Origin of the sequence: Cystobacter fuscus (assembly GCF_002305875.1) — a bacterium.
Taxonomy (GTDB): domain Bacteria; phylum Myxococcota; class Myxococcia; order Myxococcales; family Myxococcaceae; genus Cystobacter; species Cystobacter fuscus_A.
The window spans coordinates 98,134-121,845 of record NZ_CP022098.1 but is presented as its reverse complement, the minus strand read 5'-3'; the positions used below and the strand labels follow the sequence as shown (position 1 = coordinate 121,845).

Annotated in this window: 21 protein-coding genes; 13 read left to right on the top strand and 8 right to left on the bottom strand. The window is 67.3% G+C overall.

Translation table 11 applies throughout. The features are described 5' to 3' along the window. Nucleotides 1-311: 311 nt before the first annotated feature. The 4 genes from CYFUS_RS00520 to CYFUS_RS00505 are packed head-to-tail and all read right to left on the bottom strand — an operon-like array spanning nt 312 to nt 4,298. Nucleotides 312-998 (bottom strand): hypothetical protein, encoded by a 687-nt coding sequence (locus CYFUS_RS00520; RefSeq protein ID WP_095991722.1) that lies wholly within the window; start codon nt 996-998, stop codon nt 312-314. 8 nt (nt 999-1,006) lie between these two features. Beyond that, a complete protein-coding gene (locus CYFUS_RS00515) occupies nt 1,007-1,981 on the bottom strand; it encodes a hypothetical protein (RefSeq protein WP_095983414.1) in 975 nt (324 codons plus the stop codon). A 5-nt stretch (nt 1,982-1,986) separates the two neighbouring features. Continuing rightward, nucleotides 1,987-3,522, bottom strand: coding sequence for a pilus assembly protein (locus CYFUS_RS00510; RefSeq protein WP_095983413.1), 1,536 nt, complete (start codon nt 3,520-3,522; stop codon nt 1,987-1,989). After that, entirely contained in the window at nt 3,501-4,298 is a 798-nt protein-coding gene (locus CYFUS_RS00505; RefSeq protein WP_095983412.1) for a TadE/TadG family type IV pilus assembly protein, read from the bottom strand. The genes CYFUS_RS00510 and CYFUS_RS00505 overlap by 22 nt, the downstream gene beginning before the upstream one ends. Nucleotides 4,299-4,538: 240 nt before the next feature. On the opposite strand from CYFUS_RS00505, the gene CYFUS_RS00500 reads away from it, so the two are divergent. After that, nucleotides 4,539-4,724 carry a hypothetical protein gene (locus CYFUS_RS00500; RefSeq protein ID WP_095983411.1) on the top strand — a complete coding sequence of 62 codons (186 nt, stop codon included), beginning with the start codon at nt 4,539-4,541 and terminating at the stop codon, nt 4,722-4,724. Between the two features lie 22 nt (nt 4,725-4,746). Here CYFUS_RS00500 and CYFUS_RS00495 read toward each other — a convergent pair whose 3' ends face one another. Continuing rightward, the gene (locus CYFUS_RS00495) at nt 4,747-5,118 is read right to left on the bottom strand and encodes a response regulator (RefSeq protein ID WP_095983410.1); all 372 of its coding nucleotides are present in this window, start codon (nt 5,116-5,118) and stop codon (nt 4,747-4,749) included. Nucleotides 5,119-5,232: 114 nt separating this feature from the next. Beyond that, complete coding sequence (locus CYFUS_RS00490) at nt 5,233-5,526, bottom strand: hypothetical protein (protein WP_095983409.1); 294 nt, start codon at nt 5,524-5,526, stop codon at nt 5,233-5,235. Between the two features lie 205 nt (nt 5,527-5,731). Between CYFUS_RS00490 and CYFUS_RS00485 the strand changes: the two genes are divergently transcribed. From CYFUS_RS00485 to yjjJ, 10 genes are all read left to right on the top strand, one after another. Further along, nucleotides 5,732-7,084: an RtcB family protein gene (locus tag CYFUS_RS00485; protein ID WP_095983408.1), complete on the top strand. Its 1,353-nt coding sequence runs from the start codon at nt 5,732-5,734 to the stop codon at nt 7,082-7,084. A gap of 50 nt (nt 7,085-7,134) precedes the next feature. After that, nucleotides 7,135-8,439, top strand: a complete 1,305-nt coding sequence (locus tag CYFUS_RS00480; protein WP_095983407.1) for a hypothetical protein — start codon at nt 7,135-7,137, stop codon at nt 8,437-8,439. A gap of 58 nt (nt 8,440-8,497) precedes the next feature. Continuing rightward, complete coding sequence (locus CYFUS_RS00475) at nt 8,498-9,442, top strand: vWA domain-containing protein (RefSeq protein ID WP_095983406.1); 945 nt, start codon at nt 8,498-8,500, stop codon at nt 9,440-9,442. Next, nucleotides 9,442-10,419, top strand: a complete 978-nt coding sequence (locus CYFUS_RS00470; protein ID WP_095983405.1) for a VWA domain-containing protein — start codon at nt 9,442-9,444, stop codon at nt 10,417-10,419. The genes CYFUS_RS00475 and CYFUS_RS00470 overlap by 1 nt, the downstream gene beginning before the upstream one ends. Nucleotides 10,420-10,538: 119 nt before the next feature. Next, nucleotides 10,539-12,170 carry an anti-phage dCTP deaminase gene (locus CYFUS_RS00465; protein ID WP_157758144.1) on the top strand — a complete coding sequence of 544 codons (1,632 nt, stop codon included), beginning with the start codon at nt 10,539-10,541 and terminating at the stop codon, nt 12,168-12,170. A 574-nt stretch (nt 12,171-12,744) separates the two neighbouring features. Next, on the top strand, nt 12,745-15,384 hold the full coding sequence (locus CYFUS_RS00460; RefSeq protein ID WP_095983403.1) for a heavy metal translocating P-type ATPase: 2,640 nt from the start codon (nt 12,745-12,747) through the stop codon (nt 15,382-15,384). 183 nt (nt 15,385-15,567) lie between these two features. Continuing rightward, nucleotides 15,568-16,488, top strand: coding sequence for an MBL fold metallo-hydrolase (locus tag CYFUS_RS00455; RefSeq protein ID WP_198316422.1), 921 nt, complete (start codon nt 15,568-15,570; stop codon nt 16,486-16,488). A gap of 150 nt (nt 16,489-16,638) precedes the next feature. Further along, nucleotides 16,639-17,460: a methyltransferase domain-containing protein gene (locus CYFUS_RS00450; RefSeq protein ID WP_157758143.1), complete on the top strand. Its 822-nt coding sequence runs from the start codon at nt 16,639-16,641 to the stop codon at nt 17,458-17,460. Nucleotides 17,461-17,489: 29 nt separating this feature from the next. Continuing rightward, nucleotides 17,490-18,335 (top strand): alpha/beta hydrolase, encoded by an 846-nt coding sequence (locus CYFUS_RS00445; protein ID WP_157758142.1) that lies wholly within the window; start codon nt 17,490-17,492, stop codon nt 18,333-18,335. A gap of 117 nt (nt 18,336-18,452) precedes the next feature. Next, nucleotides 18,453-19,790, top strand: a complete 1,338-nt coding sequence (gene yjjJ, locus CYFUS_RS00440; RefSeq protein WP_095983399.1) for a type II toxin-antitoxin system HipA family toxin YjjJ — start codon at nt 18,453-18,455, stop codon at nt 19,788-19,790. Nucleotides 19,791-19,836: 46 nt separating this feature from the next. Here the strand turns inward: yjjJ and CYFUS_RS00435 are convergent, their stop codons facing one another. Continuing rightward, a complete protein-coding gene (locus CYFUS_RS00435; RefSeq protein ID WP_420042674.1) occupies nt 19,837-20,172 on the bottom strand; it encodes a hypothetical protein in 336 nt (111 codons plus the stop codon). A 164-nt stretch (nt 20,173-20,336) separates the two neighbouring features. Beyond that, the gene (locus CYFUS_RS00430) at nt 20,337-21,281 is read right to left on the bottom strand and encodes a DUF2381 family protein (protein ID WP_269770194.1); all 945 of its coding nucleotides are present in this window, start codon (nt 21,279-21,281) and stop codon (nt 20,337-20,339) included. Between the two features lie 301 nt (nt 21,282-21,582). Here CYFUS_RS00430 and CYFUS_RS00425 point away from each other — a divergent pair, with 301 nt between their 5' ends. Both CYFUS_RS00425 and CYFUS_RS00415 read left to right on the top strand, forming a co-directional pair. After that, complete coding sequence (locus CYFUS_RS00425) at nt 21,583-22,368, top strand: DUSAM domain-containing protein (RefSeq protein ID WP_095983396.1); 786 nt, start codon at nt 21,583-21,585, stop codon at nt 22,366-22,368. A 536-nt stretch (nt 22,369-22,904) separates the two neighbouring features. Next, nucleotides 22,905-23,693, top strand: a complete 789-nt coding sequence (locus CYFUS_RS00415) for a DUSAM domain-containing protein (RefSeq protein WP_095983394.1) — start codon at nt 22,905-22,907, stop codon at nt 23,691-23,693. Nucleotides 23,694-23,712 lie beyond the last annotated feature (19 nt).

Sequence of the window (23,712 nt, the reverse complement as noted above, 5' to 3'; positions counted from 1 at the left end):
CCGCAAGGTCCTCTTTGCATTGCCGCTCACAGTCCACGAATTTTTCCGGGAGACACACGGTCCGAAGGGTTGCTGGCTCACAATCGGTGCGAGTCATCGGTCTGAAGGACTCGTACATGTCCTTGAGTATGGACTGATCGATCGCGCCTCCCTTACGAAAGGCATGCGGACAGGCGGCACTGGCGAAGAGGACCCACAGCAAGACGAGAATGTGACCACGGTGCATTGCTCCCCCCCGGAGTGACAGGCTCAGCCTAGCACACCCAGGGAGAACAATCCCGCTCCGCCAGTAAAACAGCGAGGGCCCTGACTCAGCGCGCGCGTGCCTGGAGCAGCAGCACCACCGTGCGCTGGCCACCCTCGCCGGGCTCGTGCACGAGCCGCAATTCCTCACCCGCCCGTGTGTACACACCCGCCTCGTCCCCGCGCTTCCACCCGGCCTTGGCGAGCGCACCGTCGTAGAACGTCCGCACCTGCTCGCCCGTGAGCGGCACATGGAAGGTCAACGTGCGCGAACCCTCGCTGTTGATGCGCAACACCCCCTGCGCTCCCGGAGGCAACGGCGCGAAGTCCGTCTCCGTGCCGGGCGCGCGCGCCAGCGCATGGTTGGCCTCGCCCAGGTACAGCGTGGTGGTGCCGTCTGGTTGGGGCTGGAGGATGACCGTGTACGTGATGCGGCGGCGGGGATCGACCGCGGTGAGCATGGCCGCGTTGCTCGCGAGCTGCGGCTGCTCCTTCCCCGGCGGCACGTAGAGCCCTCCGTCCCGAAAGGCATCCGCGAAACGCTGCACCAGTTCGCGCGCGGACTCCTTCACGTGCACCGCGCGCAGCGCCACCGGCACGCCACCCGCCTCCACGATCTCATTCGACTCCACCTGCTCCAACACCTGGAGCTTCGGCCATGCGAAGCGCGCGGGCACCGGAGTCCCCCCGTCCCCCGCCAAGGCCGGCAGCGACAGCGCCACGAGCAGCGCCCACGCACGCCCCACCGTTCGCACGGCCCGGCTCAATGCGGTACGCCTCCGAGCCAGCGGTTGTCCCGGTGGACCGTGTAGTTCTGACCTCCATTCGGAACGCGGAAGGGCGTCACCTCCCAGCGCGTCTGGTTGCCCGCGTGCGAGGCGCCGATGTCCTGCTCGTACTTGTCCTCCTCGCCCCGGAAGCTCATGAAGAATTGATCCTCGTTGATGCCCGCACCGGCCCGGGTCGCGGACGCGAGTGCACTGCCCGCGCTCCCGCCCCCGCCGTTACGCTGGTAAACGCGCTGCACCCAGTCGTGGTAATCGAGGTTCTGGCAGTTCCGCCTGTTATTGATGTTGAGCGCGCACGAGCGCCCCTCGTCCACCCCGGCCAGTCCCCAGTCATCCAACAGCAGCGAGAAGCTCCCGCCGCAGGTGCCATCCGAGGCCCGCCCCGCGGCGCACACCGTGAAGAGCGCGCTGGCGCGACGCTGGGACACCTTGAAGAACCCCGGCTCCAGGAAGCGGCCGATGCGCGCGCCTCGCAGCGCGGAGGACGCCGTGCACGACATGCCCGGCGATTGGATGTCCATCGCCTGCGCCAGCGCGGCCGAGCCCCCGTTCGCGTCCGAGGGCCGGATGCCCGCGATGAGCGGATCCCCTCCGGGCAGCCTCGGCTCGCACACCACCCGCGGGGACCTGGCGCGCGCGATGGCCAGTTGAACCGTCATCGCGCCACCCCCCTCACTGGAGCGTCCGTCGAAGTCGCGATAGCGCCGGTTGGCCTCCGCTTCCGCCTGCGCCACCGCGCCCCGCCGCTGGAACGCCCCCTCCCGGGGATCGTGCTGCACGTGGCCGGTGGCCTCCCAGAGCGCGAAGTTGGCCGCCTCCTGCACCTTGAGCGTCAACGCGCCCACCTCGGCGAAGTAGATGCCGAACACGAGAATGGTGACGAACACCATCGTCCCCAGCGCCGTTTCCACCAGCGCCTGTCCCCGCCGAGCCGCCGCGCGCTTCGCCATGGCCGTCAGTACCTCGCGCCCTCGGGGCTGCCACCCCGGAAACCCACTCCGTCCAGCCGGCGCAGCGCGCCCGCGTGCTCCGTGAAACCCGCCTGCTCCAGACTGTTGGCGGGCTTGTCGTCGTCGGCTCCCTCGGGGCTCACCAGCGTGGCGCGCCAGAAGGGGTTGAGGAAGTTGGGAGGCTCCCTCCAGCCGCCGCCCTCCGCCGCTGGCCGGGGCCGGTGGTAGTAGGCGAGCCCCGCGGACAGGGCCACCTGGTTGCGCTGCACGTCCCCACGGCCGGTGGAGCGGATGCGCCCTTCGGAGCTGGCGTTGTCGAACTCGACGGTGTCGTTGGCGAAGCGGAAGCGGAAGAACAGGTTCCATGGATCCGGCCGCTTGCGGCGCGAGGGGCTCGCGTAGTCGCGCGACAACACGGTGTAGAGCTTGGGCTGGCCGAAGTCGTTGCGTGCCGCGTTGCCCTGGAGCAGCCCCACGTTGAAGCCCACCGAGTACGGCCAGATGCCGGGGCAGACGACGCAGGCGCCCAGCGTGTGCCGCTCGTCCACGGTGGTGTCGCCCTCCGAGCCCTGGCCGGGAGGGGGCTTGGCGCCATACACGTGCTGGTCCTGCTTCGACTGCTTCTCGTCGGACATCACCCACGTGTCCGTCGCCTCGATGTCCGGCACGGTGGAGCCGTCCGGGCAGATGATGGGCACCGCCCGTCCATGATCGTGCGCCCACGAGTTGCGTCCGGACACGGTGCTGTAGGTGGACGAGTCCATCTGGGACGCGGAGCCGTAGTGCTTGAAGGAGGGGTTCTGCGCGGCGCCACCGGTGCCGAAGCCCGCGCTGCCCGACTCGCGGTTGTGCACCCACGTCCAGCCCAGGCTGCCCATGGTGGCATTCAGGGTGACGCGGCCCTGGTTGCCGCCGGTCGGCAGCACCGCGCCACTCGTCTTCGGCACCGTGCCGTCACGCTCCTGATCCATCAGGTCGTCGTAATCCAGCGAGCCATTGCCACCGTTCACTTCCGCCAATGACTTGCGGTCGCCCTCCGGGAGGGCGCGCAGCTCCGGGTTGACTTCCCGGGCCATGCGCGCGGCGAGCTGCTGCCCCGCCAGGTGGTTGCCGAGCAGCTTGCCGTAGAGCGCCAGGGACGCCCGGTACATGGCGCCCGCGCGTCCCTGGAGCTGCTGCACCTGGGTGGCCGCGGCCTCGTCGAGGCTGGACCATTCCGCCGTGGGAATCGGGCAGGGGCCGTGCATCATCGCCGCGTACTGCTGGCTGCCGTAGCTGATGAGGGATTGGGTGCCGGCCATCGCCACCATGTGAGCGACCTGCGCGCGGTTCATCACCGCGATGGCGTTGAACGTGCGCGCCACCGACACCGCCTGGCTGTAGGCCGCCGCGTCCGCCGCCATCTGGATTTCCACGCGCTCCTTGGCGCGCATGCCAAAGCCCAGCGTCATCAGCACCATCAGCGTGAGCAAGAGGAGCGTGAGCGCGAACAGGACCATCGCCTGTCCCCGCTCGCGTCTCAGAAGGAGTGCAGACGGCATGCGGCACCTCCCTGGAAGTGGGTGGCCTTCACCGGAGTCATCATCCTCATGGCCGCGTGTACCTGGATGGGGAACAGGTAGTGGCCCTGTGCGCTCCATTCCACCATCCGATCGCCCAGGTCACCGCCGGGCCAGCCACCCGACGGCAACGTCACGCCACCGTCGTCCCAGCCCCCCGCGTTCCTCTGCGCGGGCATGAGCGGATTGGCGGCCGTGTAACGCTTGAGTTTGAAGTGGGCGAGGAACATGCGGTTCAGCACCCAGTCCGCGAACGGAATGCGCATGTAGTACCAGGCCACCATGCGGATCTCGAGCGTGCGCCGCCGCAGCTCCGCCGCCGAGTCCGTGGGCGCGTCGAACAGCAGATCCTCGCCCCCGGACAGCCCGCGCACCCAGCCCACGTCGGGCGACTCGCGGACGATCTCCACCACGGGGCCCTCGGTGAACAACTTCCCGGACGAGCCGCGCGCGTACAAACGGTTATTCCGACGATCCCGAAAGGCCTCCGCCAATTGCGCGCCCGACGTGGTGGCCGACACCGTGGGCAGCATCGTCACCACGGCCGCATGCGTCATTGCCTTGCAGTTGGCGTGATTGAGGCTGCCCGCGCGCACCGCCCGGTACACCGCCACCTCGGCCAGGATGCGCGCCTGCAACAGCATGAACAGTTGCAGCGTGCCCAGGATGAGGAACACCACCAAAGGCAGGCACAAGGCCGCCTCCACCGCGGCCTGACCGGATTCGTGACGCCGTCGTGGAAAGGGGGAAGAAGCCATGGGGGAAAGGCTTCCTCTTAGATTCTTGGCAAATTGGATATCGGTCAAATGGTCGCCGCCCCGCCTGCCCGGGTTCCCTCCAGGCGTGACCATTCACAAATGGACGCTCGGGGCTCGCACGCTCAGTGAACGGGAGAAGCAGCCGAGCCCCCCGCGGGTGGGGACGCACTGGCTGCCCGGCGGAGCCATGTCCACGCTTGGCGCGGAGTGCTCCCCGTACCACTTCGAAAGGAAGGGCTCATGTCACTGGATGTTTCCGTGAGAAGCGTGGCGCTCCGAATCGAGGACACGGAGCTCAAGAAGGCCCTGGGCCATCCGGAGCCCACGAAGTCCGGACTGGTGGTGTTCGATCCCTCGGCGCCCGAGGCCGATGAGACGGACCCCGCCTCCGAGGAGCCCAACGTGGAGCCCGTGGCCCACCCATGAGTCCGCGCGCCGCCGCTCCCCGTCACTCGCACGTGCCGGAGCGGCAGTACGTCTTCACCACCGCGAGCAGCCGGTCCACGTCGATGGGCTTGGGCACGTAGGCACATGCCCCCTCGGGCGGCTTGTGGCTCGCCGACGTCACCACCACCGGAATGTCCGCGAGCTGTCCGTCCGCCCGCATCCCCCTCATGAACGCATAGCCATCCATGACGGGCATCATCACGTCCAGCAGGATGAGACAGGGGCGCTTCATGTGCTGCAACTGCTCCAGGGCCTCCTGCCCGTTGGGGGAAGTGACCATCTGGTAGCCTTCCAGCTCCAGCAGCTCGGACACCGTGTCGCGAATGTCCGGATCATCCTCGACCAGCAGGATGCTGGAAGTCGATGCACTCATGCAGCACGGCCCTTCATGTCGGGTCTTTTCCTCCATGATGGAAGATGGAGGCCCGAAGGTGGGTCGGCAAGGGGTCGGGAGCCCTTTCACCGCCCGACAGACCTGGCGGACGACTCAGAGTGTCGCCGTGTCCTCGTGCTCGTGCGCGGCGGTGTCGGGCAGCGTGGAGAGGAAGTCGTCCACCTGGGAGGCGCCGCGCTGGGAGGCATCGTCCACCCGCACCATGCCCTCGCAGTGCTCGCTCTGCCGCTTGCTGTGACAGTGACGCACCCCGTAGACGTGATGGCAACCGCACGAGTCCACGCGCTTCTTCGCGCACAGCGAAGGGTTGAACACCGGCGCCGCCTTCACTTCGACCGGACCCGCCTGCACCGCCATCGCCACCACCAACGCTCCGAAAAGCCCCATCTCCCTACCCCCTTGATGCACCACGCCACCACTCGCGAAATAAGTGGGAATTCTCCCGCGCCGGTGCAACTGGCGCTCGCGTACGGTGCCATGCGGTGCACGCGGGCATGGGACAGGCGCACGGCTGGCCGCTCGCCTTCGTCAGGACCCCTGGACGCTCGCGTCGCTGGCGGGTGTTGAAAAAGGCCCAGGGAGGGAGAACGCCATGAGTTGGACGCAACAGTTGGAGAAGGTCGCGCCGGGGCACTTCGTGCTGCCAAAGACGAAGACGATGCGGGTGGAGGCCCACCTCTTCCTCTCGGACAAGCTCTTGTGGGGCGAGGGCCCCGAGTCTCCCGGGCTCGAGGAGGCCGTCTTCAACCAGGTGGTCAACGCCGCCTCCTTCCCGGGTGTCACGCGCGTGGCGGTGACGCCGGACTGCCACGTGGGCTACGGCGTGCCCATCGGCACGGTGGTGGAGACCGAGGGCGTGCTGCTGCCCACCGCGGCCGGCTACGACATCGGCTGCGGCATGGTGCAATTGCAGACCACCCTCACCGCCGAGGACGTGGCCGACCCCGCCAAACGCCGCCAGTGGATCGACGAGGTCACCCGGCGCATCGCGGTGGGCGTGGGCGCGTCACGGGTACAGAAGCAGCGCCGCATCGACGCGCGCACCTTCGCCGAGGTCGTGCGGCACGGGGCCCAGGCGCTCGGCCGTCACGCGTCCGCCACCGAGCGCGACTTCCTCCCGGTGGAGGACGATCGGGTGGACATCCCCACGCGGGCCTACGAGAAGCGCGAGCAGCTCGGCAGCCTCGGGGGTGGCAACCACTTCACCGAGATGCAGGTGGATGAGTCCGGGCGCGTGTGGGTGATGCTGCACACGGGCAGCCGCGGCTTCGGCTGGAACATCGCCAAGCACTTCTTCGTGGAGGGCGCGGCGGCGCTGGGGCTCGGCAAGCACAGCGAGGACTTCATCTGGCTCGACGCCAGCAGCCGCCTGGGCAAGGAATACTGGAACCTGCACAACATGGCGGCCAACTTCGCGGTGGCCAACCGGCTGCTCATCGGCGAGGCGGTGTGCGGCGCGCTCGAGGACGTGTTCGGCGGCACGGCGAGCATCTACTACGAGATCTCCCACAACCTCATCCAGAAGGAGTCGGGCCGGTTCGTGGCGCGCAAGGGCGCCACGCGCGCCTTCCCCGGCGGCCACCCCGCCCTCACCGGCACGCCCTGGGCCAAGAGCGGCCATCCCATCCTCATCCCCGGCTCCATGGAGACCGGCAGCGCCATCCTCTTCGCCGAGAAGGGGGCCGAGCAGTCCATCTACTCGGTGAACCACGGCGCGGGGCGGCGGCTGTCGCGCGGCGAGGCGCGACGGGTGTTGGATCAGGACGAGACGGACCTGCGCATGATGGAGGCCGACATCCTCCTCAACACGCGCACCACGCCGCTGGACGAGTCGGGCCCCTGCTACAAGAACCTCGACGACGTGTTGAACACGGTGGAGATGGCGGGCCTGGCCACGGTGGCCCGGCGACTCAAGCCGGTGGCCTGCATCAAGGGCGCGGACTGACGGGAGCTTGCCCCTGCTGCCCGGTTTGGGGGACGCTCGCGGCCCGTCCCGTGCGCCCTCCCCGCTACTTCGTCCCCCACGCCACCAGCCCCGCCGAGCCCCTCGCGCTCGACCTCTCCGCCGTCGTGCACGCCGTGGACGCGTTCCGCCTCGCCGGGCCCTCGGGCGAGCGGGAGTGGCTCGTGTGCACCGACATCACCGGAGACCTCGTCTGCGTGCCCGCCGAGGAGCGTGAGCACCTGCCGGCCAGTACCCGTGCCCAGTTCACCCACCACGAGCTCGTCTCCGGCCGCACCCCCCGGCGCATCCTCGCCCCCGCCCTCTTCCTCTTGTCCGTGGAGCTCGTCGAGCACCCCGCGGACGCCCAGGGCGTGAATGATCCCGTCTACCTCTACGGGCGCCTCTCGGGTCCCCATCCCGGCGCCACGCCCGAGCGCGTCCCGGGCCAGCTCACCGTGACGCGGGGAGATTTGCTCGCCGGGCTCGTCCACGGCGCCGCCGACGCCCTGCACTACGCGCATGATCCCGAGAGCCGGCTGCCCCCGCGCGCCTGGCACGCGCTGCTGCCCGGCGATCGGCCCGAGCACCTCGCCCAGGGCGAGGGACTGGTGCTCGCCTATCCCGCGGTGCCCCTGGACATGCAGACGCGCCACGCCGGCAATGGCCCCCTCGTCGCGACGCTCCTGCACGAGGTGCTCGAGGCGCTCCAGCACGCCGCCCGCGCGCACGGGGGTCCCCGGGCCCTCGCGGAGCTGGAGCTGCCCGTGCCCAGCCGCATGCTGGCCATCGCGGAGCTGGAGTCGCGCGGCTACGAGGTGAAGGGCGACGTGGCCATCCTCCGCCGCAAGCACCCGGGGCTCGTGAACCGGCTCGCCGAGTGGCTCAACCCCGAGAAGCTCACCGTCCCCCGCGAGGCCGGCACGCCCGAGTTCCTCGACCTGGCGCGTCAGGCCCTGGACGTACTTCCGGGATGGCCGAGCGAGACGGAGCGCGCGCTGCGCTCCCGGGAACGCGCCGGTCCAATCACCGTCCCGAGCCCCACGCCCCTCGCGCCCTCCGCGCCACGCCCGCCTCCCGCGCCCCTGCCGCCCCGCGCTCCGCCCGCCCCCGCCCGCCCGAGCGACTGGATGCAGGACTTCCTCGACGCGCACGCCCGCCCGGGTGGCACCCAGCCACGCATCACCCGCTCGCGCGCGGCCGTCACGCCTCCCCGGCCCGCCACCTCCGCGGAGTGGATGAAGGACTTCGCCCCAGAGCCCGCGAAGCCCTCGAAGCCCGCGCCGAAAGCCAGGCCCGCCACCTCCGCGCCAGAGCAGACGTCCAAGCCAGAGTGGATGTCGGATTTCGAGGACTGACCCGATTGTCGCCCGCCCCCGTCGAGCGTTAGCGTCCGGGCGCAAAAGGAGGGGACACATGGGACACGAAAAACCAGTCGAACCGTTCTCCGATCTCCACGTCGAGGACGGAAAGGTCCGCGCGGTGTTGCTGCACGATCCCACGGTGGAGGGCCTGGACATGGCCATCTACATGGACGCCTCGGGCAGCATGAAGGAGGAGTACACGTATACGCGTCCCAAGCGCTCCTTCCTGGAGTGGTTGCAGGACGCGCCGCTCAAGGAGGAGTCCAACCAGGTCGAGCCCCAGGTGCGCTGGATGCTCGAGTACCTGGCCACCAAGGATCGCAACGGACTGCTGCGCGTGGCCTACTGGGCCTGCGGCGCCTCGGGCCGGGATGTCGACGTGCTCGGCGAGTACAAGGGCACGGACGTCAAGCAGCACAAGTTCCCCGGTCCCCAGCGGCTCGGCAACCACACGTACCTCGAGCCCGCGCTGCGCGACTACGTGAGCTACCTCAAGGAACAGGTGTCCCAGGGCGCCCGTCGTGGCTGCGCCGTCATCGTGACCGATGGCCGTCTGAATGACGCGGACGAGGTGAAGAAGTTCTCGGCGAAGGTCGCCAAGGACATCGCCTCCGGCAAGCTACCCCGGCTCAACTTCGTGCTCGTCGGCGTGGGGGACAACATCGACGAGGAGCAGCTCGAGGACATCGCCCACCAGGAGTTCCCCGGCGTGGGTCACCTGTGGTGCCACCGCATCGCCCAGGAAATCACCCAGGTGGCCGAGCTCGTCGCGGTGCTCGTGGACGAGAACATGACCGTCGCCGCGGGCGGCACCCTCTATGACGACAAGGGCCGGGTGGTGAAGACGTACGAGGGCCGCCTGCCCGCGGTGCTCGAGTTCGACGTCCCCGAGGGCACCCAGAGCTTCACCCTCGAGGTCAACGGCCAGCGCTTCACCCAGCCGCTGCCCGACGAGGACGACCACCACGACGAAGACGAAGACGAGGATCACCACTGATGGCCGGCCACGAAGTCATCATGAAGCCGTTCTCGGACGTGCACCGCCTGGGCAACAAGGTGGTGGCCACGCTGCTGCATGATCCGACGGTGGAGGGGCTCGACGTGGCCCTCTACATGGACGGCTCGGCGAGCATGGAGGACGAGTACGGACCGCGCGGCATCCTCGCCAGGCTCGCGCCGGTGAAGAACCTGGTCGAGCCGCAGATGCGCTGGATGCTCGAGTACCTGGCCAACAAGGACCGGGACGGCAAGGTGCGCGTGGCCTACTGGGCCACGGGGGACGGCAGCCAGCTCGAGGAGGTGGGCGAGCTGACCGGCCCCCAGGCCAAGGACTTCCGCTTTCCCGGCCCGCGTGCCTACGGCAAGGCCACGGTGATGCTGCCCGTGCTGCGTGACTTCGTGGCCCACATGAAGCAGCAGGTCCAGGTGGGCGCCCGGCGGGGCCTGGCCGTCATCGTCACCGACTCGCAGATCTCCGACGCGCCCAATGTCATGGCCTACGCCACGCAGGTGGCCAAGGAGATCGCCTCCGGCCGCCTGCCGCGGATGAACTTCGTGTTCGTCGGCGTGGGTGAGCAGGTGGACGAGGAGCAGATGGAGGAGATCTCCCACGAGACCTACCCGGGAGTGGGCCACCTGTGGTGCCACCGCATCGCCGACCGCATGGAGGAGATGGCGGAGCTCGTCGCGGTGCTCGTGGACGAGACCATGACGGTCGCCGCCGGCGGCACCGTGTATGACGAGCAGGGCAACACCCTGAAGGCCTACGAGGGCCGACTGCCCGCGGTGCTCGAGTTCGACGTGCCCGCCACGTGCAAGGCCTTCACCCTGGAGGTCGCGGGCCAGCGCTTCACCCAGCCCATCCCCGAGGAGCACGAGGAGGATGAGGACCACCACGAGGAGGAGCGCGCCCCCGAGCCCGAGCCGGTGAGCTCCCCCGCCCCCCGCAAGAAGCACCGCGGCCACGGCCATTAGCCGTCGCGACTTCCAAGGTCAGGAGGAGGGTGCTACCATAGCGGTCGGATGGAAGCGTGGTAGCCCCTCTCTGGGCAGCTTGTGAACAGCGCTACGACCGCGATGTGAGGGGCGATGAGATGGCCAGCGAAGGAACGCCGCACAATCTGTCCAAAGACAAAAAAGATGAGTTCAATCGACGCGCCGCGCAATCAGCGCCGGAGCTTGTCATTGGCCTGGTTGGCGCCATCGGGACAGACCTGGAAGCAGTCTCCAAGGTGCTTTCCACGGCCTTGATGGCAGAGGCGGCCTATCAGGCGAGAACCATCCGGCTCTCGTCCTTGCTGCACGAAATCGAAGGACTTGGCGTCGACCTGAACTCAAAGGGGGACAAGCTCACCTATTACGAGAAGCACATGGAGGCAGGAACCCGACTGCGCCAGAAGATGGAGCGCCCGGACGCGATGGCATGGCTGGCCTTGAGTGCCATCCGGCAAGCGAGAACCGAGATGCTCATGGCGGATCGCCGCAATGGGCGGCGCGCGTACATCCTGCATTCGCTCAAGCGACGGGAAGAGGTCGAGTCGCTCCGGGAAATCTACGGGTCGGCGTTCTTCCTCATGTCGGCTTATGCCCCGAGGGACAAGCGAGTCGACAAGCTCTCACGGAGCATCTCCGAGAGTCGCGGTCAATGGCGTCCAATGGATCTACGCAGCGAGGCCGAAGCCCTCGTGCGTACCGATGAACGCGACCTGGACGAGCCCATGGGTCAGGACGTTCAACGAGCCTTTCCGGAGGCGGATGTTTTCATCGACGCGACGAATCCGAGGGAAATGGACCTCAGTATCCGGCGCTTCGTCCGGCTCATCTTTGGTCACCGCTTCCACACGCCAACTCGGAGTGAATGGGGCATTTTCTTCGCGAAGGCCGCGGCCATGCGCTCCGCCGCTTTGGGACGGCAGGTGGGTTCAGCCATCACGACCCCAACAGGGGAACTCCTCGCCGTGGGCACCAATGAAGTCCCCAAGGCCGGCGGAGGTTTGTACTGGGAGGGCGACGAGCCAGATGGACGAGACTTCGTGGGAGGTGTGGATACGAGTGACCGGCACAAGCACGATCTCATCTCCGAACTCCTCCGGCTCTTGCAGGAAAAGCAGTGGCTATCCGAGGCCTACCGCTCGATGGATGTCCAGGAGCTGCGCACGCAGGTCTTGAAGAAGGACGCGGTGGGAACAGGACCCTGGCGGGACTCGCGAGTGACGAATCTCATCGAGTTCATGCGTCCCGTTCACGCGGAGATGGCCTCGCTCATGGAGGCCGCGCGGCGCGGTGTATCCGTCCAAGGCAGCGTGATGTACGTCACGACCTTCCCCTGCCATGAGTGTGCACGGCACATCATCGCCGCGGGCATCTCCCGGGTCGTCTATGTCGATCCCTACCCCAAGAGCCTCGCGGCGGACCTCTACTCGGATTCCGTTTCCCTGGAGGGCTCGGAGGGAGGCTCCACCGGGAAGCTCATCTTCTCGCCGTTCGTGGGTGTTGCGCCGAGGCGGTACATGGAGTTCTTCGAACTCAAGGGAGAGCGGAAGGACAAAGACGGCAGTGTGATCGCCTGGGTGCCCACGGAGGTGGTTCCGAAGCATTCAGGAAACTACACTGTGTACCAGAGCATGGAGGTCGAACATCTTGGTCGATTCGCCTCCATCGTGGAACGAATCGGACTTAACTTCAGGACGGCAGCAGAATCAGGTGAGGAGGACTCCAGTGAGTAAGCCGGGATGGCTCAAAGCACAGATCGATGACGCCAAGGAGGAGATTCGTCACTGGCCGCAGTGGCTGCGGCAGGCACGAGGCCTTGAGTCGCTGGAGGATGCCCCCCCCAAACAGCCCGAGGAAGGCTCGGAGAAGAACCTCCCGAGAAATGAACCCCAGGGCATTGGGGCATGAGAGGGAGGCAGTGGCTGACCTGGGTGGAGTGCGGACAAGCGCGCTCCCCGAACAGCCGCGCCACCTCGCCTTGAGCGCACCTCCCCACCAGGAACACCGCGCCTGGCCGCCCTCCCAGCAGGGGAACGCAGAGGGCTAGAGCTGTTGGCTGGCGGCTCGAGCGTCCGAGGGAGATGGACCCATTCCTCCAGTTCCCTCAGTTCTCGCCAGAGAAGGGCCGCGCCCCGCCGAAGGGAACTACCGAGTAGTATCGAGGCCAGTTCCAGCCCATGGCCGCCAGCAGCAACTTGTCGACCTACCCGCGCCACCGCCTGCCAGCAGCTGGTGCTCGGTTCCCCTCTCGGAATCGCGCCCGCCTGTCTTCGTACCTCCATTGATATCCAGGTGCTTAGGAGCCCCATGTCCGAGCCCAAGAAGAGCGCCCGCTTCAGCAACATCCGGGAGAAGAAGCCCCACGTGCACGGCCCCGGCTGCAAGCACGACCATGATCATGACCACGACCACGGTCATGCCCATGTCCACGAGGCCAAGCCGCACGTGCACGGCCCCGGCTGCAACCATGATCATGACCACGACCACCACGCGCCCCGGCCGAAGCGGATCCGCCCGCCCGGCAACCGACCCGCGGAAGGTGGAGGCACGGCGCTCCAATTGGACCTGGAAGGCGCGCTCCCGGGCGAGACCGATGAAGTCGGCCGCTTCGAGAAGCTGGAAGCGGCCCTGAAGTCCCACCACGGTGTCACCGACGTGCACCTGCGCCGCGACGCGGGCCACACCGAGGTGTGCATCCACTACCAGCCCGAGGGCGTGGCGCCCCAGCAACTGCTCACGCTCGCCCAGCTCACCAGCGCCACCGTCGCCGAGCGCTACCACCAGCACACCTGGTTCGTGCGCGGCATGGACTCGGGCGACGCGGCGGCCGTCATCGAGCACGCCGTGAGCCGCATGAACGGCATCCTCTCCGCGAGCGTGGCGTACGCCAGCGAGCGGCTCGTCATCGAGTACGACCGCGAGTCCCTCACCCTCGAGGACGTCGAGGCGCGCGTGAAGGCGCTCGGCTACGGGCTGGAGGTGCCCACCGCGGGCCATGTCTGCTCGCACCACGCCCATGGCGGTGGCCTCGCGCCCCTGCTCGAGATGCCCCTCGTCGTGGCCGCCGGCGTGCTGCTCGCCACAGGCTGGCTGCTCGAGCGCTTCGCCCCCGTGCCCGCCCTCGTCCCCACCCTCGTCTGGGCCCTGTCCATGGCCAGTGGTGGCTTCTTCGCCATCAAGGGCTCGGTGCAGTCGCTGCTCCAGCGGCGCATCGACATCGAGACCATGATGGTGGTGGCCGCCCTGGGCGCGGCGGTGCTCGGCGCCTGGTTCGAGGGCGCCTTCCTGCTCTTCCTCTTCAGCGCGGGCCATGCGCTCGAGCACCGGGCGATGGACAAGGCACGCCGGTCCATCGAGTCGCTCAGCGCCCTGCGTCCCGAGGTGGCGCGCGTGCGCCGGGGCGAGGAGCTCGTCGAGCTTCCCGTGGAAGAGGTGGCCCAGGGCGCGCGCATCGTCGTGCGCCCCGGCGACCGCGTGCCCCTGGACGGCATCATCCGCGAGGGCAAGAGCTCACTGGACCAGGCCGCCATCACTGGCGAGTCCATCCCCGTGGCCAAACAACCCGGCGACGAGGTGTTCAGCGGCACCATCAACTGCGAGGCCCTGCTCGAGGTGGAGGTGACGCGGCCCGCCTCGGAGTCGGTGCTCGCGCGGGTGGTGGACATGGTCGCCCAGGCCGAGGCCCAGAAGGGCCCCAACCAGCGCTTCGCCCAACGCCTGGAGCGCACCTTCGCTCCCCTGGTGATGATCGCCGCGCTCGTCTTCCCGGTGGTGCTCATCCTGCTCGGCACCCCGCTCAAGGAGGCCGTGCTGCGCGCGGTGGCACTGCTCGTGGCGGCCTCTCCCTGCGCGCTCGCCATCTCCACGCCCTCGGCGGTGCTGTCCGCGGTGGCGGCGGCGGCGCGCGGCGGCGTGCTCGTCAAGGGCGGCATCTACCTGGAGCTGCTCGCGGGCGTGCGCGCCATCGCCTTCGACAAGACGGGCACGCTCACCGTGGGCCGGCCCCAGCTCCTCACCGCCTCGCCCACCCCGGGCGTGTCCCGCGAGGAGCTGCTCGGCACCGCCGCGGCCGTCGAGTCGCTCTCCGCCCATCCGCTCGCCCACGCCGTGGTGCAGGCCGCCTCGCGCGAGGGCCTCTCCCTGCCCCCGGGCGCGAAGGATCTCGAGGCCATCCACGGCCAGGGCATCCGCGCGAAGCTCGGCGAGGAGGCCGTGGAGGTGGGCAGCCTCGCGCTCTTCGCGGGCCAGTCCCTTCCCCCCGAGCTCACCCCCGAGGTGAACCGGCTCGAGGAGGCGGGGCAGACGACCATGGTGGTGCGCCGCGCGGGACGCTTCCTCGGCGTGCTCGGGGTGGCGGACACGCTGCGCTCGGGCGCGCAGCGCACCGTCCAGGAGCTCAAGGCAGCGGGCATCGAGCGCACGGTGATGCTCTCCGGAGACAACGCGCGCGTCGCCCGCTCCATCGCCTCGCGGGTGGGGCTCGACGAGGCGCGTGCGCCGCTCATGCCCGCGGACAAGGTCACCGCGGTGCGCGAGCTGGGCAAGGAGCGCTCGGTGGCGATGGTCGGCGATGGGGTGAACGACGCGCCCGCGCTCGCCGCCGCCGCGGTGGGCGTGGCCATGGGTGGCGCCGGCTCGGACGCGGCGCTGGAGACCGCCGACGTGGTGCTCATGAGCGATGACCTCTCCCGGCTGCCCTTCGCCCTGGGCCTCGCCCGCGCCGCCACGTCGGTGATGCGGCAGAACCTGATGATCGCCCTGGGAGTCAGTGGCGTGCTGATCATCGCCGCCATCCTCGGGCTCACGCGGATCAGCGAGGCGGTGGTGCTCCACGAGGGCAGCACGCTCCTGGTGGTCGCCAACGGCTTGCGCCTGCTCGGCTACAAGTCCTCGGGTCCACGCGACGTGTCCGAGGCGCCCGCCATCGGTCAGCCCACGGCGGGCTAGGGACGGGGCGCGGGCCTGGCTCCTCCACCGGAGCCGGGTCCCCTCTTCCCCACTGCTCTCCGGCCCGCCCGCCAAGCGGGCTGCACCCGGGGACGCTGGTCCTGTCGGGGAGTCCTCCCCACTTTCTCGTGCGTACACCGGCAGGGGTCCGTCCGGGTCCCCCCACAGAGAGAGAGTCGCGGGATGCGCATCCATCATCTGAATTGCGTGACCATGTGTCCCCCTGGCGGAGCGTTGATGGATGGCCGACAGCGGCCCAAGGGAGTCCCGGCGGCCCTGGTGTGCCACTGCCTGCTGGTGGAGACGGAGCAGGGGCTGTTGCTGGTGGACACGGGCTTTGGCCTGCAGGACGTGCTGCACCCGAGGCCCCGGCTGAGCTCCTTCTTCCTCGGGCTCAACCGGCCGCAGCTCCACGAGGGCCTGACGGCGGTGCGGCAGATCGAGCGTCTGGGTTTCAAGGCCAGTGACGTGCGGCACATCGTGCTCACGCACCTGGACTTCGACCACGCGGGAGGACTGGATGACTTCCCGATGGCGCGGGTGCACGTGATGAACGCCGAGGTGGAGGCCGCGGCGGCGCAGCGCACGTGGCTGGACCGCGAGCGCTTCCGGCCGAGGCAGTGGAGGACGCAGCCGCACTGGGTGACGTACGCGATGCCACGCGGAGGCGAGCGCTGGTTCGGCTTCGAGTGCGTGCGCGAGCTGTCGGGCCTGCCGCCGGAGATCCTCCTGGTGCCCCTGGTGGGGCACACGCTGGGACACGCGGGCGTGGCCATCCAACAGCCGGACGGCTGGCTGCTGCACGCGGGGGACGCGTACTTCCACCATCAGGAGATGAATCCGGATCGTCCCACGTGCACGCCGGGGCTCCTGCTGTACCAGGAGCTGATGCAGAAGGATGGGCGGATGCGCCGGCTCAACCAGGAGCGGCTGCGCGCGCTGGTGCGCCACCACGACCGGGACGTGAAGGTGTTCTGCGCGCATGACGCCGTGGAGTTCGAACGCCTGGAGGAAGATGCGCGCTTCCACGAGGAACATGCCCTGCGCGGCCTGGGCTCGGTGCGGCCCGAGACAGGCCTGACGGAGCCCTCCCTGCCCACTTGAGGACATTGACACGGTTCAACCCGGCGTTTCGCGCACTTCCAGAGTACCCGGGAAAGACGGATTGTATGTCTTTGAGCCCGGGGGATTCAGTGGACGGCTCCTCGCATGCGATGATGGACAGTCAATCCATCACTCGCCTGGGAGGGGCCTGTGAACGCTACTTCAACCATCTTTTCGGATTTCCATGACCTCGATCAGGCCACGACCTCGAAAGAGGCCGTGCGCTTCCTGGATGCGCTGAACACGTCTCAGCAGGTGCAGGAGATGCAGCAGCTCACGCACCTCATGCTGGGAGTGGCGCCCGGCCAGCGCATCCTGGACGCGGGCTGCGGCGTGGGCGATGTCACCCGGGATCTGGCCACGCTGGTGGGCCCTCGGGGCCACGTGGTGGGCGTGGACCTGAGCGAGGCGCTGCTGGCCGAGGCCCGCGCGCGCACGCAGGGCACGGGGCTGTCCGTGGAGTACCGCAAGGGAGACCTGCACACCCTGGACTTTCCCTCGGAGAGCTTCGATCGCTGCCGCTCCTCGCGCGTCTTCATCTATCTGGATGATCCGCGCAAGGCGCTGAGCGAGCTGCTCCGGCTCACGCGTCCAGGCGGGGCGGTGGTGCTCTTCGAACCCGAGTTCGACACCTGGGCGTTGGACGGACCGGATCGGGGGGTGGTGCGCGCGCTGATCCACTTCTGGACGGATCAACTGCGCAACCCGTGGATTGGCCGGCAGTTGCCGCGGATGTTCCACTCGCTGGGGGTGGACCAGGTGGCCATGCGACCCGTGGTGGGCACGTGGGTGCCGCGCATGCTGGAGACGTTCGGCATGTACCCGGTGCTGGAGAAGGCCATCGCCGAGAGGGTGGTGACGCGCGAGCAGGTGGACGCCTGGCTCCAGTTCCTCAAGGAAGGCGAGAAGAATGACAGCTTCTACGGCTGCATGGCCGGCATGGTGGTGCGCGGCATCAAACCGGGTCCCTGAGGGACTCGGGGGTGCCTAGGATGGGGCGCATGTCGATTGCGCATGAGGAAGGGTTCTTCGAGAGCACACCGGGGGTACGGCTGCACGGCCAGGCCTGGCGGCCCTCAGGCGAGCCGCGCTCGGTGGTGGGAATCGTCCACGGAGTGGGCGAGCACGGTGGCCGGTTCACGAACGTGGTGGAAGCACTCGTCTCGAGGGGCCATGCGGTCCATGCGTTCGATCTCCGGGGGTATGGCCGCTCGTCGGGGCAGCGTGGCCATGTGAGGTCCTGGTCCGAGTACCAGGACGACATGCGCGCCTTCCTGAAGCGGATCTCCACGAGCGAGCCCGGCAAGCCCGTCTTCCTGTACGGCCACAGCATGGGGGGCCTGGTGGTTCTGGACTACGTGCTGCGCTACCCCGAGGGGCTCGCGGGCATCATCATCAGCGGCGCGGCGCTGGAGTCCGTGGGGGTGGCGAAGCCGTGGCTGGTGAACTCGGCGCGGGTCTTCTCCCGCCTCTTGCCCCGGCTGCCGCTCCCGGTGCCCCTGGAAGCCGAGGCGCTGAGCAGCGATCCGGCCTGGGTGAAGCGCTACCGGGAGGATCCGCTGGTGCACCGCAAGGGCACGGCGCGCTGGGCGGTGGAGGCCCTCGACGCCAACGAGTGGATCAAGGCCCACGCCGCGGAGCTGCGCGTGCCCCTGCTGATGCTCCACGGCGCCGAGGACCGCATCAACACCGTGGAGGGCTCGCGGCGCTTCTTCGACGCGGTGAAGCTGACGGACAAGAAGCTGCACCTGGTGCCGGGCGGCTACCACGAGCCCCACAACGACCCCGGCAAGGAAAAGGTGTTCGAGCTGGTGGAGGAGTTCCTGAGCGCCCACCTGCCCCACTGAGCCGCCCGTTCCGGCGGCATTTCTATTCACGTTTCCTGGTGCCCAAGCGGAAGAACCGTTAGATTCCGAGGGGTTGGAGCACCAGCGAGCCGCTGGTTTCTATTCACCTTTCTATTCATGAGTTCGCTCGAACGGATGCTGGGGGTGCTGTCCCGCCTGCAGGTGGCGCAGGCGAAGGACCTGGCGAGCGAGCTGGGCGTGTCCCAACCCACGGTGTCACGCCTCATCCAGGAAGCGGGCGAGCGGGTGTGCCGGATGGGCCAGACGCGAGCCACCCGCTACGCCCGCACGCGCACACTGCCCCGGCTCGGCACCCGGCAGCCCCTCCACCGCATCAGCGAGACGGGGAAGGTGGAGCGGTTCGGGGAAGTGCACCTGCTGGAGGGAGGGCGTCATTGGTTCACACTGGAGCAAGGACGTTCCTGGCTTCACCTGCCCGCGGGCACCGGCTCCCTGTTCGAGGGACTCCCGCCCTTCATCGTCGACATGTGCCCACAGGGGTACGTGGGGCGGACATTCAGCAGGCAGCACCCCGAGTTGGGATTGCCGCTCCGCCTTGGAGATTGGAACGATGATCACCACCTCATCGCCCTGGCCGTGCATGGGGCGGATTGCGTCGGCGACCTCATCCTGGGTGAGGACTCGCTGAATCAGTGGCTCGCCCACCCACGCGAACCAACCGATCGCAGCGCGTACCCGGAGCTGGCCCGCCGCTCCGACCGGGAGCAGCCCGGTTCCTCCGCGGGAGGAGAACACCCCAAGTTCCTCACGTACTCGGAAGGACGGCATGTGCTGGTCAAGTTCGCGAGCGACGATGAGGGCGCGATTGCCCGCCGATGGAGGGATCTGCTGGTGTGCGAGAGCCTCTCGCTCGAGGTGATTCGAGAGGCGGGCATCGAAGCCGCCACGGCACACTGGTTCGACGAGGGCGACTACCGCTTCCTGGAGGTCGAGCGCTTCGACCGCGTGGGGGAGAGAGGAAGACGCGGGATGATCTCACTCAAGGCCCTGGACAACGAATACATCGGAGACATGGGCCCTGGGTCCTCGTGGACGAGTGTTGCACCAAAGCTCCAGGCGGCAGGATTCATCCAAGCCGAGGATGCAAGGCGCATGCGGTGGCTCGATGTCTTCGGACAGCTCACCGGCAACGATGATCGCCACTTTGGCAATCTGAGCTTTCTGGAAACAGGCGAGGGTCGGCTTCGGCTCGCGCCCGCGTATGACATGCTACCGATGAGGTTCGTGCCCTCGACGACAGCGGTGGTTGATCGCCCCTTCGTGCCGGATCCTCCCACCGCGAGAACGCTCGACATCTGGCCGGAGGCCGCCCACCACGCGAGCCTGTTCTGGACCCGGGTCATCGAGCACGAGGCGCTCAGCGATGGTTTCCGGGCCCTCGCCAGACAAGGCAAGGAGGCGCTGGAAGCACTCCGGGAACGACTACCTCTTTGAGCGCCATTACCGAGAGCGCTTGGACGAGGTGGCCCGGTGGGACGGTTCAACGAAACGAGTCCACGACAAAGACCGAGGCATTGGAGAACTCGATAATGGCCGTCCCGGGCTTCGACTCGGGGCGTTTCCTGAGTTGACCATCCCCGAGTCGGGCCACCGCGCAAATGGGCACGGTATCCCCGTCCGGTGGTTTCGCTTCGTAGTACCGAACGACAACCTGTGGTCCACTCGTCCACACCCGCCCATAAAGCCGCGTGGCGGGATCGAGCGTACCAAGCGAGCCGTCAAGGACGCTCTCGACCGGCCCCTCATAGAGGGTAATGGGCCTTGCGCCAATCTGGTTGGCGTCGAGTTCCACGTCCGCAGCGTCACTGACGTGCATCCGAAGAATCCGCATCGTTTTCAGGGCTTCTTCCGGACACTTCTCCGGTCCAGGAGTACCATCCGCTCTCAGGGGCACTCCCGCCGACGGACAGCCAAGGGACATAAGAATCAGGCCAATAATGGGAAGTAGGGGTGCTCTATTCGCTGACATGATGGGCGCTCCTACTGGCGCGTGAGGCGTTCATCTAGAACGACGTAAGCCTGCCTCCAACCGTCCTTCCGGTAGATTTCCAAAATCAGTTCCGCGTTTCCGTTCTCCGTCGTGAACGCGCTCCGGTCCACGACGACGGCCACGTTTCCGGATTCGCCGGGTGCGATTTCGTCCCGGTCCGCACGTAAGGCGAATGGCTTCTTGTCACCAAATACGTAGGGCTCCGGGTTCTCCCCCGGCCGAATCGTCACCAAACGAGCTTCAAGCAGATTCCACGGCTTCGATGGGTCATGGTTCGTCACGGTGAAAAGGACCGCAGCCTTTGCTTTGCCCTTGTAGATGCGAACAGTCGTTTCCTCACCTTCGCTCTTGATGACGCGCTTCTTCAGCAGTTTGAACGGGGTCTGCTTGCTGGCACCCGCAGCCAGGAGTTTTGCGAGCGCATGGTCTGGCGTGTCTTCCCGATAGAAACGGCGCACGTCATCCATCAAGCCGTCTCGCATCTCACGGGCGGTTTTCAACTGGTCCTTGAGTTCCTCTCGGGTATCCGGCGCAAGGAAGACGTTCACCTGCTGGTCCGGCCACTCGCCCTCCTTCCTTGTGGCACCTGACAAGGTGAAAGGTACTTCTGTCCCATCCGCAAGCCTCACCACCAGAAGAAATCGGTCCTCGGGCTCAATGCGAACCAGCGGCACGACGACCACCGATTTCCCGGTACAGCCTACCGGTTCAAAGCGACCTTCCCATCCCAACATCTTCGTTCCCGCCGCATCGCATGGTTGCTGAAACCGGAGGATGGTTGCTGCGTCAGGGGTCACGTACAGCCGATCAACCCCCTCGTCATGGCGGCCAAAAATGTAGGCACTCCGCACGTTGACATCACGTCCACGAGCCATGGCCGCCGACGCCAAGAGGACGAGAAGAAGAGCAGACCGGGGAGGTAAGAAGTTCCACATCCTGTAGGTGAACCTACCAGATAAGGAGCGCGAGCGGCCAGTCATCTGTGCGAGAGCCCATCGTAGCGTCTCGAAAAGAGACTACCCTGCGCTGGCAGCATGAAACACTTGACTTCCGTTGCGTTCGTGAGTGTGGCCCTGCTTTGGGGGCTGTTCGTGTCTGGTTGCTCGGCCAGTAGGGCGCACTCCACCTGTTCCGGTGGGACGCACTGTACCTCGAAGCGCCCCATACTCCTGACGCAAGCGGCCACGATGGACTGCCGCCCCGGCGACTCAACAATGTCCTGTTGCATCAAGACGAATGACCGAAGAAACGGACTGGGAAGAACTCCGGACACTGGCTCAGGATGTTTTCGAAAGTGGCGCCCCGTTGGAACTCACCGACGAGACGCGCGCCCTTCTTTCGCGGACCGCTCAGCAGGTGGCCATCAGCCAGCAGGACGCGGAAGACGCTTTGCGCGGCCTGTCCACCGCGACGACGTTGCTCAGGGAAATCCGCCAGCGCATCCGGGATGGGTCGCATCGACTTGGGGATGCCTTGGACCGGGCGGGCACACGCCAAAGGAAAGGGGACCTCGACGGGGCACAGCAGGCCATGCGCGACCTGCTCGCCGTGGAGGTGGTCCCCCTCTACCGGAAGCACGCCGAAGTCCAGCTTGAGGAGTTGACCGGACTGATGGAGGTGCGCGCAACCGGGCGGCTCAATCCAGACCTGCCCGATCGGCCGCAGCTTGCCGTTCTCGCTCAACGCATCCAGCAGGGGCACGCCCTGGAACTCACCGACGACTTGCGCGTCCTCCTACGCCGGACCACCCCCACGGCAGCTATCAGCGAGGCCGAGACGGAAGAGGCCCTCAAGAGCCCCGAAGGCGCCGAAACCCTCATCGGGATGATTCTCTCGCGCTTCCAGAAGGGAGAGCGTCGATTCCTGCGCTCGATGTATCGGATGACGAGCCTCCGGGACGCGGGAGACCTTGAAGGCACACGCCAGCAGATGCGCGACGTGCTCGCCGTGGAGGTCGTGCCGATATACCGCGAGATGGCCGAGGAGCAGCTAAGGGGCCTCGACAGCCCACCCCCAGAGTAGTGAGTCCTCGAGACCGGCGGCGGGAGCGGGGCACCCATCGCAGGAGCCTCGTAACGCGTCGCTAATGACCAGAACAAGTTGGCGGCGGACAGCCCATCACGCCCTGTCCCCGGCTATCGTTCCCCAGTTGACTGACCTAGCCTTGGACGCGTGAAAAAACTGAATTGTACCCCACGCCTCTGGGTAGCGGTGCTGGTGGGTGGGCTCGTTTCGGGCTGTGCAGCGGCCATCGCGTGCCGACCGTGAGACTCCACGGTGGACTGCTGCATCAAGAAGTACCCGCTGAGCCCTCTGGAGAACTGCACCGCCAGCCGCTCGGACGTGATCCGGGTCCTACGGGACATTTCGCTGAAGATCGACGATGAGGAGTTCGAGAACAACAAAGACCTTCCGGAGTGGAAGCAGGAGTGCATCAAGAACTACGTCAGGTGCCAGGACGACAATTGGGGCGGGCCATGTTACGACTGCATCCGTCGCTGTGAGGGCCAGCACAAATGGCCTGCGGACATGTGCCCTCCACCAGAAGACGAATAACCATGTCGGCCAAGATCAATTGGGATTCCATTCGTGCACTAGCCCGACGAGTGCTTGAACACGGCAATCCGCTGGAACTGACGGAAGACACGCGGGTTCTCTTGCTCAGGACCGCTCTAGAGGTGGGCATCAGTCAGCAAGAGACAGAGGATGCCCTCCGAGGCGTGGATACGGCCACCACGCTGCTAAAAGAGGCCATGCGGCGCATCAACGACGGCTCCGACCGGATTACCCGAGCACTACGCCGGATGTCCGATCTACGGGACAAAGGGGACCTCGACGGTGCCTGCCAGCAGATGCGCGACGTACTCGCCGTGGAGGTTGTTCCCCTCTACCGCAAGCAGGCCGACAAAAGACTCAAGGAGTTGACCCAACTGTCGGAGGTGGCCGCAACCGGGCGCGTGAGTGCGGACCTGCCCGACCGGCCACAGCTCGCCGTTCTCGTGCACCGCGTTCAGCAAGGGCACGCACTGGAACTCACCGACGACCTGCGCGCCCTTCTGCATCGAACCGCGCCCACTGCTGGAATCAGTGAGGCCGAGACAGAAGAGACTCTGAAGAGCCCGGGAGGCGCCGAGTCCCTCATGGGAATGATTCTTTCGCGCTTCCGTGACGGCCGGGAGCGGATCACCCGCGCCCTGTTCCGGATGACGAGCCTCCGAGACGCGGGGGATCTCGAAGGTGCGCGCCAGCAGATGCGGGACGTACTCGCCGTGGAGGTCGTGCCGCAATACCGCCAGATGGCCGAGGAGAACCTGGCGGGCCTCGACAGACCACCCTTGGAGTCGTAATGCGTTGGAGGAATAGAAA

Bases quoted from the DNA above. Each gene is read 5' to 3' on its own strand.
- CYFUS_RS00425 (WP_095983396.1), top strand. From the start codon at position 21,583: ATGACCGAAGAAACGGACTGGGAAGAACTCCGGACACTGGCTCAGGAT.
- CYFUS_RS00485 (WP_095983408.1), top strand. From the start codon at position 5,732: ATGAGTTGGACGCAACAGTTGGAGAAGGTCGCGCCGGGGCACTTCGTG.
- CYFUS_RS00445 (WP_157758142.1), top strand. From the start codon at position 17,490: ATGTCGATTGCGCATGAGGAAGGGTTCTTCGAGAGCACACCGGGGGTA.
- CYFUS_RS00490 (WP_095983409.1), bottom strand. From the start codon at position 5,526: ATGGGGCTTTTCGGAGCGTTGGTGGTGGCGATGGCGGTGCAGGCGGGT.
- CYFUS_RS00500 (WP_095983411.1), top strand. From the start codon at position 4,539: ATGTCACTGGATGTTTCCGTGAGAAGCGTGGCGCTCCGAATCGAGGAC.
- CYFUS_RS00470 (WP_095983405.1), top strand. From the start codon at position 9,442: ATGGCCGGCCACGAAGTCATCATGAAGCCGTTCTCGGACGTGCACCGC.
- CYFUS_RS00465 (WP_157758144.1), top strand. From the start codon at position 10,539: ATGGCCAGCGAAGGAACGCCGCACAATCTGTCCAAAGACAAAAAAGAT.
- yjjJ (WP_095983399.1), top strand. From the start codon at position 18,453: ATGAGTTCGCTCGAACGGATGCTGGGGGTGCTGTCCCGCCTGCAGGTG.
- CYFUS_RS00435 (WP_420042674.1), bottom strand. From the start codon at position 20,172: ATGCACGTCAGTGACGCTGCGGACGTGGAACTCGACGCCAACCAGATT.
- CYFUS_RS00415 (WP_095983394.1), top strand. From the start codon at position 22,905: ATGTCGGCCAAGATCAATTGGGATTCCATTCGTGCACTAGCCCGACGA.
- CYFUS_RS00495 (WP_095983410.1), bottom strand. From the start codon at position 5,118: ATGAGTGCATCGACTTCCAGCATCCTGCTGGTCGAGGATGATCCGGAC.
- CYFUS_RS00475 (WP_095983406.1), top strand. From the start codon at position 8,498: ATGGGACACGAAAAACCAGTCGAACCGTTCTCCGATCTCCACGTCGAG.
- CYFUS_RS00460 (WP_095983403.1), top strand. From the start codon at position 12,745: ATGTCCGAGCCCAAGAAGAGCGCCCGCTTCAGCAACATCCGGGAGAAG.
- CYFUS_RS00510 (WP_095983413.1), bottom strand. From the start codon at position 3,522: ATGCCGTCTGCACTCCTTCTGAGACGCGAGCGGGGACAGGCGATGGTC.
- CYFUS_RS00505 (WP_095983412.1), bottom strand. From the start codon at position 4,298: ATGGCTTCTTCCCCCTTTCCACGACGGCGTCACGAATCCGGTCAGGCC.
- CYFUS_RS00515 (WP_095983414.1), bottom strand. From the start codon at position 1,981: ATGGCGAAGCGCGCGGCGGCTCGGCGGGGACAGGCGCTGGTGGAAACG.
- CYFUS_RS00430 (WP_269770194.1), bottom strand. From the start codon at position 21,281: ATGTGGAACTTCTTACCTCCCCGGTCTGCTCTTCTTCTCGTCCTCTTG.
- CYFUS_RS00455 (WP_198316422.1), top strand. From the start codon at position 15,568: ATGCGCATCCATCATCTGAATTGCGTGACCATGTGTCCCCCTGGCGGA.